Below are 3,594 nucleotides of genomic sequence, written 5' to 3'. Positions count from 1 at the left end.
AACGAGAAAATTTGCTTGGTTTCGCCAAATTCTACCATCCGCCCGATCCGACTTTCATCGGTACTAAAAAATGCGGTATAGTCAGAAATTCTGGCGGCTTGTTGCATATTGTGAGTGACGATCGCGATCGTCAGATCGTTGCGTAAACTATGCATTAAATCTTCGATTTTCATGGTCGCGATCGGATCTAATGCCGAACAAGGTTCGTCCATTAACAATACTTTGGGTTTGACAGCTAAAGCGCGCGCTATACACAGTCTTTGCTGTTGTCCTCCCGATAATCCTAATGCTGATTTGTGCAGTTTATCTTTAACTTCATTCCAGAGTGCGGCACCTTGCAAGGCAGTTTCGACAATATTATCTAGTTCCGATCGCGATACTTTTTCTTCACCAATCTCGACCCCATAAGTAACATTTTTATAAATACTCATTGGGAAAGGATTTGGCTTTTGAAATACCATTCCCACCTGTCTTCTCAGGTGATTGAGATTGACTTGGGGATGATAAATATTTTGCCCATATAGCTGAACTTCACCTTCTGTTTTCACAGATCCTTCTAGTTCGCTGATGCGATTCAGGGCTTTAATAAATGTAGATTTACCACAACCAGAAGGCCCAATAATTGCCGTGACATGATTTTCAAAAATACTCATGTTAACGCTTTCTAATGCTCTACTAGTACCATAGAAAAAGCTGAGATTATTAACTTGAATAGCGGTTTCTACTTCTCTAGACGGATGTTTAATTTCGCGCATATATTTAATAATATTATTTAAAAAATTCTCGATAGTTAGACTATCTTATTTAAAACATTGTGTGAGAATACTAAAATCACTTCTTACTCCTCATTCTCTACCTACTTTTCCCAAGTATCAACCGAGCGGGTAGATTGATAACTAAAACTATTCCCAATAAAAATAAAGATGCCGTCCACACTAACTGATTTTTAACCGGGTCGGGGTCGTTATACAAATTAAAAATTAGGATGGGTAAAGAAGCTGTCGGACTGAGCAAATTATCTGCCCAATCTTGGGCGAATAGTGCGGTAAATAGTAGAGGAGCTGTCTCGCCAATGCCACGAGCGACCGCAAGTAATACTCCAGTAGTCAGAGCGGGTAGAGCAGTTGGTAAAACGATCCGAGTAATAGTTTGAAATTTACTCCCACCCAATCCAGATGAAGCTAGTCGAAGGTTGATCGGAACTAGTTTTAACACTTCTTCGGTTGTGAGGGCAATAATTGGTAACATTAAAATTGCTAAAGCAATACCACCAGCAATAGCACTATAACTAAAATCAAATAATTTTTTGCTAACTAACACAACCGCACTATAAGCAAAAATTCCGACCACAATCGACGGTACTCCAGTCAAGACTGTCGTCAAAAATTTGATGGTGCGGTTTACAATACTGTCAGGTTCATATTCTGCGAGATAAATCCCAGTAGCAATGCCGATCGGAATACTTAATAAGGAAGCGATTCCGACCATGATTAAGGTACCAACTACTGCATTGGCAAACCCATCATCGATAATTGGCTTGGTGAACATTACTGCTGTCAACCCAGGATATCCCTTCGAGATAATATTCCACAAAACTGAAACCAGCGGCAACATCCCAACGATCGTCAGCGTAAAAGCCAAGATCGTCATTCCTCGATCGAGTAAATTCCTAAGTGGTGAAATGGGTGCGATTAATTTATTAGCTGTTTGTTTCATGTTACTTTGCGCCACGTTCGACTAATTTAACTAATGCGATCGCACCAACATTTACCACTAGCGTAATTACAAATAATATCAGTACTAGATAAGTAAGTGCGCCAATATGGACATCCTCTTGAGCCTCAGCAAACGTATTTGCTAAAATTGCCGGGATTGAGTAAGCAGGTGAAAATACAGAGGGACTAATGTTTTCGGAATTACCGATTACCATTGTCACTGCCATTGTTTCACCGAGTGCGCGTCCTAATGCCAACATTACCCCGCCGACGATTCCCGAAAAAGCTTTGGGTAACACTACCCGGAAGATTGTTTCCCACCGAGTAGCTCCCAAAGCCATCGATCCGGTACGGAGATAACCGGGTACCACTAATAAAACCTCACGACTTACCGCTGCTAGAGTTGGTAAAATCATGATGCCCAATAACATTCCCGCTGTTAACAGTCCAGATCCTGACGGTTCGGTGCTAAAGAGGGGAATAGTAGTGCCAAATTTGGTGTAAAGAAACTGTTGGACTGGCAGGATTAATGGGATGAATGTGTAAAATCCCCACAAGCCAAAAATAACACTAGGGATGGCTGCAAGTAATTCGATCGTAAAAGCAATAGTCGATCGCAACCATCGGGGTAACAAGTTCTCACTCGTGACAATTGCTACAGCCAAACCAATCGGAATGGCGAAGAGCAGTGATATTAAACCACTGCCAATCGTACCGTAAATCATCGGTAAGGCACCAAATTTAAGCTCTGGTACATTCCATTCCTGACTCACTAAAAACCCAAGCCCAAACTGCTTTATCGCAGGTAAGGCTTGTCCAGTGATAATCCAGCCCATCATCAGCAGGATGGCTACCGATATTCCACTAGCTGCATACATCAAATAGCGAAACAATCGATCGGCTAAATCGGCTTTGGCAGGAGGATTGTGCCTACCCAAGCGATCTGTAGTTAGTGTAGGCACGGATATATGGTGAGGAGAGGACATGATTCGATTTAAATTATTTCAAGCTTTCAACAGCTTCGATCGCTCGTTGAGCGACACCACTAGGAATGCTAGTGTAGTTAAGATCGTCGTTATACTGTTGACCGCTGGTGAGCATCCACTTGACCATAGTCTTAATTGCTTTAGCCTTGGCAGGATCTTTTTGAACCTTAGGAATTAACAACCAAGTCAAACCAGAAATTGGATAACCCTGATTAGAATTAGCATCAAAAGCCCGGAAGTTTTCTGGGAACTGGACATCAGATAGAGCTAAATTTGTGGCTTTTAGGGATGGAGCTACATACTGTCCACTACCATTCTGCACTAAAGCAGATGTAAGTCCATTTTTGAGGGCAACTTCATACTCAACATAACCGATGCCACCTGGAGTTTGCTTAACTGAAGCAGCGACACCGGGGTTACCCTTACCTTTCAAGAAGCCAGATGGCCATTTTGGCTCTTTGCTAACACCAATTGCCGATTTAAATTCTGGACTAATTGCACTGAGATGATTGGTAAAAATAAATGAAGTACCACTACCATCAGCCCTAACAGCAGGTTTAATCGCTATGTCTGGTAACTTCAGACCTTTATTGTCTTGAGCAATTTGCGGATCGCTCCACTTAGTTATTTTACCCATGAAAATCCCGCTCAGAACTGCTCTAGAGAGTTTGAGATTTTTAACTCCAGGTAAGTTGTAAGGTACGGTTACCGCACCACCAGCCGTAGGAATCAATAACACGCCACCTTTGACCTTCGCCATTTCTTCATCACTCATGGCTGCATCGCTAGCACCAAAATCCACTGTGCCGTCGATCGTTTTTTTAACTCCAGCACCACTACCAAGGCTTTGATAGTTAATCTTTAACTCTGGGTGAGCTTTGCGAATTTCCCGT

Annotated in this window: 4 protein-coding genes; all 4 read right to left on the bottom strand. The window is 42.2% G+C overall.

Translation table 11 applies throughout. The features are described 5' to 3' along the window. Positions 1-755, bottom strand: a 755-nt coding sequence (gene pstB, locus RMO79_RS19735) for a phosphate ABC transporter ATP-binding protein PstB (protein ID WP_310484972.1), incomplete at its 3' end; no start/stop codon positions are given. Positions 756-852: 97 nt separating this feature from the next. Next, a complete protein-coding gene (pstA, locus tag RMO79_RS19730) occupies positions 853-1,716 on the bottom strand; it encodes a phosphate ABC transporter permease PstA (protein ID WP_310484971.1) in 864 nt (287 codons plus the stop codon). 1 nt (position 1,717) lies between these two features. Further along, on the bottom strand, positions 1,718-2,701 hold the full coding sequence (gene pstC / locus RMO79_RS19725) for a phosphate ABC transporter permease subunit PstC (RefSeq protein ID WP_310484970.1): 984 nt from the start codon (positions 2,699-2,701) through the stop codon (positions 1,718-1,720). A 13-nt stretch (positions 2,702-2,714) separates the two neighbouring features. After that, positions 2,715-3,594, bottom strand: an 880-nt coding sequence (gene pstS / locus RMO79_RS19720; protein WP_310484969.1) for a phosphate ABC transporter substrate-binding protein PstS, incomplete at its 5' end; no start/stop codon positions are given.

Source organism: Chamaesiphon sp. VAR_48_metabat_403, assembly GCF_031422475.1.
In the GTDB taxonomy this organism is placed as follows: Bacteria; Cyanobacteriota; Cyanobacteriia; order Cyanobacteriales; family Chamaesiphonaceae; genus Chamaesiphon.
Note: the sequence above shows the minus strand (reverse complement) of the source record. Positions and strands in the feature narration are given on the sequence as shown.